The 4,761-nt window shown below is 71.9% G+C and carries 4 protein-coding genes; 1 reads left to right on the plus strand and 3 read right to left on the minus strand.

From position 1 onward, the window contains the following. Both VJR25_RS14745 and VJR25_RS14750 read right to left on the minus strand, forming a co-directional pair. The coding region (locus tag VJR25_RS14745; protein WP_324116338.1) for a DUF1775 domain-containing protein at positions 1-664 on the minus strand (664 nt) is incomplete at its 3' end. A 129-nt stretch (positions 665-793) separates the two neighbouring features. Beyond that, positions 794-1,387, minus strand: a complete 594-nt coding sequence (locus VJR25_RS14750; RefSeq protein ID WP_324116340.1) for a hypothetical protein — start codon at positions 1,385-1,387, stop codon at positions 794-796. A 63-nt stretch (positions 1,388-1,450) separates the two neighbouring features. On the opposite strand from VJR25_RS14750, the gene VJR25_RS14755 reads away from it, so the two are divergent. After that, complete coding sequence (locus VJR25_RS14755; protein ID WP_324116342.1) at positions 1,451-2,779, plus strand: site-2 protease family protein; 1,329 nt, start codon at positions 1,451-1,453, stop codon at positions 2,777-2,779. A gap of 73 nt (positions 2,780-2,852) precedes the next feature. On the opposite strand, the gene VJR25_RS14760 is transcribed toward VJR25_RS14755, so the two are convergent. Then, on the minus strand, positions 2,853-4,739 hold the full coding sequence (locus VJR25_RS14760) for an anthranilate synthase family protein (protein ID WP_324116344.1): 1,887 nt from the start codon (positions 4,737-4,739) through the stop codon (positions 2,853-2,855). Positions 4,740-4,761 lie beyond the last annotated feature (22 nt).

Below are 4,761 nucleotides of genomic sequence, written 5' to 3' on the forward strand. Positions count from 1 at the left end.
CGGCGCCGAGCCAGCGGGCCACCGGGTCGGGCTCGGCGGCCGCGGTGGGCGAGCTTGCGGAGGCCGGGCTCGCGGTCACGCTCGGCGACGCGGATGCGACGGGCCCGTCGACGTCGTCCTCGTCGCCCAGTCCCTTCGGGCCGATCGTGACGGCGGGGGCGGGGTTGGCCAGCGACTCCGGGTCCTGCCCGGACTCGGGGATCTGCACCCATGCGGTGCTGCCGGACACGCACTTCTGCACGACCGGGAAGGCGATGCGCTTCCCCGTGTCGGTCGAGCGGAAGAGCACGTCCATGGCGACCGAGGCGGAGGTCTCCGTGGGGATGGGGCTGTCGGCGGTGAAGGTGACCTGGGTCGGCAGACCGTTCGCACCGAGGGTGCGCTTGATCGTCCACCCGCCTTCGTAGACCGGCATGGTACTGGCGACGCCGTCCGGGATCGTGATGACCAGGGCCGTGGTGGGCGAGGCGTCGCACGCGTGGTGGAACTGGAAGGTGAGGCGCGTGGTGCCGCCGGCAGGTGCGGTGACGGGGCTCACCTCGACGTGGGCGGATGCCGCGAGCGGTGCGGCGACGGCGAGCACGCCGCCCGCGAGGATGCCGGCTGCCGCGATGACGGCACGACGGGAACGGACGGGGGACGGACGCGGGGAAATGCGGTTCATGAGGGATCTCTCGTTTCGCCGTGGCGCGACGGCGCGAGGCAGGCACGCCACGATCGGAGCCCGCAGGCGCGGGCATCCGGGTGCTTCAGGGACGACGCAGGACGACGTCCCCGCACACGGGCGACGTCGTCAGCAGAAGGCCGGGGGACCGCGGCGGCGCACTCCGGAGAACGCATGCCGCACGATGCATACGACCTGCGCGACCGTGGACGGCGCGGCGGTGCGGACGGCGAGGGGCCGGAAGGTCCGGCGCAGCAGCCGCGGCAGCACGGTGCCGGCGATCGCCCGGAGCAGCCGCTCGCCGTGCGTGAGCAGCGCGACCGTGATGAGCGCTGCGGCGGCGTGCATCGCGAGCATCGCCGGTTCGAAGAGACCCATGAGCGGCTCGGCGGCTGCCGCCGTCGACGCGAGACGGGCGACCGGGGCGGGCGCCGCGTGCATGTGCATCATCGTCTGGCCGGTGAACGCGACCGACATGCCGAACAGCGCGAAGACGACGTGGTAGACGACCTGCGCGCCGATGACGGCGAGCGCGGTGCGGACGATGCTCGGCCTGCGGCCGCTGAACGCGAGGGCCACCGGCATCGCGAGGAGGGCTGCCACGAGCACGACGTCCGGCGCGGGGGCGCCGCCACCGCCCAGCGTGTGCGCAGTTGCCGCGAGCAGGGCGGTCAGCGCCGACGCCGCGACGGCGCGGAGAGCCCGCGCCTGTCTGACTGTCACCGGTCGCATCCGCTCCAGCCTACTGTTCGGCCGACTCAAAGCCCTGCCACGTACCCTGGAGGGGTGACAGTCATCGCCTTCATCATCGGGATCATCCTCATGGTGGTGGGCCTTGCCGTGTCCATCGCACTGCACGAGCTCGGCCACCTCACCCCGGCGAAGCTGTTCGGCGTGCGGGTGGGCCAGTACATGATCGGCTTCGGTCCCACGCTGTGGTCCCGTCGCCGGGGCGAGACCGAGTACGGCGTCAAGGCGATCCCGCTCGGCGGCTACATCTCGATGGCGGGCATGTACCCGCCCTCCCCGAAGGGCACCGGGGACGGGCGTGCGGGCGGCGGGTTCTTCGCCACGATGGTGCAGGACGCCCGCGCCACCAACGACGAGACCATCGCCGACGGAGACGACGATCGCGTCTTCTACAAGCTGCCGGTCTACAAGCGCGTCATCATCATGCTCGGCGGACCGATCATGAATCTGCTCCTGGCGATCGTGCTGTTCGCGATCGTCTTCAGCGGCTTCGGGGTCGCCACCGCGACGACCACGGTGTCGTCGGTGAGCCGGTGCGTCATCCCGGCATCCGCGAACCGCACCACGTGCCAGGCGAGCGACCCCGCCGCGCCGGCGGCGCAGGCCGGGATCAAAGCCGGCGACACGATCGAGTCCATCGACGGCACCCCGATCACGACGTTCGACCAGGCCTCCCGCATCATCCAGCGCTCGCCGGATCGCGAGCTCACCTTCGTCGTCGACCGCGCCGGACAGCACGTCACCCTCGAGGTGACCCCGATGCTCGCGCAGCGGCAGGTCGTCGACGCGCAGGGGGTCGCGCAGCGCAACGCCGACGGGTCCGCCAAGACCGAGAACGTCGGGTTCGTCGGCATCGCACCGACCTCCGCCATCCAGCGTCAGCCTCTGTCCGCCGGTCCCCAGGCCGCCTTCCAGAACGTCTCCCAGGTCGCCGGGCTCATCTGGCAGATGCCGGTGAAGGTCTACGACACGGCCGCCACCGTGTTCACGGGCGGCCAGCGATCCGCCGACAGCCCCATGTCGATCGTCGGCGCCGGCGTGCTCGCCGGTGAGGTGGCATCCGCGGACGTGCCGGTCTCGAACCGCATCGCCGGGTTCCTGAGCCTGCTCGCATCGCTCAACATCGCGCTCTTCGTCTTCAACCTGGTGCCGCTGCTGCCGCTCGACGGCGGACACGTCGTCGTCGCCCTGTGGGACGGCGTCAAGCGCGCCTGGGCGCGGCTGTTCCGCCGGCCGCCGCCGAAGCCGGTGGATGCCACTCGGCTCGTGCCGGTCACCTTCGTCGTGGTGGTGCTGCTCGTCGTGATGGGCGGGGTGCTGATCCTCGCCGACCTGGTGAACCCGGTCAGCCTGCTGAACCCGTAGCAGCGTTTCGTCTCGCTCCGCTCGGTCGACGACCGGGAGGAGGGGAGACCCGACGCTCGGCGAGCAGAGGTCGTCAGGAGGTCAGGCCCAGGGCGTGCTCGGCGAGGCGCTGCAGGGTCTCCAGGCCGTCGCGGGACAGGATCGACTCCAGGTGCCCCTGCACCGATGCGAAGCCGGGCCCGCGCAGCGCGTAGACGTCGCCGGTCTCGGGATCGGATGCCACCTCGGCCACTCCCACCGTCGTGGTGCCGGGCTCCACATGCGCGCTGAACGTGTTGTAGAAGCCGATCGAGACGTCCTCGCCGAACACGGGCACGGTCTTCTGCAGCCCCTGATGCGGCGTCTGCAGCGGCAGCAGCTCCAGCCCCAGGCGGTCGGCGAGGATCTGGTGGCTGAGACACACCGCCAGCAACGGCGCGCCGGCGTCCATCCGCCGGGACACGACCTGGCGCATCCGCCGCATGCGGGTGCTGTCCGGGTCGCGGGGGTCTCCGGGGCCGGGGCCGGACACGACGAGCTCGGCGCCGTCGATGTCGGCGTCGGTCACCTCGCTCCACGGCCGGATCCGCACGTCGAGACCGAGGTGGTGCAGCTGGTGCGCGAGCATCGTCGTGAAGCGGTCCTCGGCGTCGACGACCAGGGCAGTGCGCCCCGACAGCGGGCGGGGTCCTTCGGCGCCCTGCGGGTTGAGCCAGAACGGGGCGAGGCGGGAGTTCCGGGATGCCAGCAGCGCCGCGATCTCCGGGTCGGAGGCGAGCTGCGGGCGGGGGGCCGCGGGGGCATCGGTGTCGTCCCCGTCGCGCGGCACGGCGCCGATCGCGCCGAGCACGCCGGCAGCCTTGCCGTGCGTCTCGCCGACTTCGCCGTCCGGGTCCGAGTGGCGCACCAGGGTCGCGCCGACCGGCACGCGCAGGCGTCCGTCGACGAGGTACGCGGTGCGGATGAGGATCGGTGCATCCAGATCGTGGCTCTGCTCGCCGACCGCGAGCGTATCCCGCGGGGTGAACAGCGCGGCGACGCCCGAGTAGTACCCGCGCGGTGCCTTCTCATGGCGCTGGATGACGGTGCAGGCGTTCTGCATGGGAGAGCCGGTGACGGTCGGGGCGAACATCGTCTCGCGCAGGATGTCGCGGGGGTCGAGGCGGCTGCGTCCGCGCAGCATGTACTCGGTGTGGGTGAGCCGCGACATCTCCTTGAGGTGCGGCCCGGTGATGCGCCCCCCGTCGGAGCAGACGGCGCTCATCATCTTGAGCTCCTCGTCGACCACCATGAACAGCTCCTCGGTCTCCTTCGTCGACCGGAGGAATTCGCTGAGCGTCTCGACCGTGGACCCGCCCGCGGGATGCCGGAACGTGCCCGAGATGGGGTTCATCGTGACGATGCCGTCGCGCGCGACGACGTGCGCCTCCGGGCTCGCGCCCACGGCGATGTGCCCGGGCGTGACCACGAGGAACGTCCAGTAGGCGCCGCGCTCGTGCTCGAGCAGGGCGCGGAACCAGGTGAGCCCGGCCGTCAGCGGGTCGGCGTCGACCCCCGCCGTGAAGTCGCGGCGGATCACGAAGTTGGCGCCTTCGCCATGCCCGATCTCGTCGGAGATCACGCGCCGCACGATCGCCGCGTACTCCTCGTCGGACAGGTCGAATCCGGGGTCGGTGAGGGGGACGGGCGCGGTCGGCAGCTCCGCGATGGCGGCATCCCGCTCGATGGTGGCGTGCTCGTCGACGACGAGGCAGCGCAGTGGGGCGCCGTCGTCGTGGCAGGCGAAGCCGCGCTCGCGCACCTGCCGGTACGGCACGAGCGCCAGCACCTCGCGGGGCGTGCCATCGGTGCCCGCCAGCGGGATGTCGGCGAGGACGTCCACGTCGACGACGTCGCCGAGCAGCACCTCGACGGTGCCCGGGTCACGGGCGAGCAGCGCGAACGAGGGACGGTCTGCGATCAGCGCGAGCAGCGAAGTCATCGCCGGCCTTTCTTGGGGTCGG

The sequence above is a fragment of the Microbacterium sp. genome (genome assembly GCF_035277845.1).
Classification (GTDB): domain Bacteria; phylum Actinomycetota; class Actinomycetes; order Actinomycetales; family Microbacteriaceae; genus Microbacterium.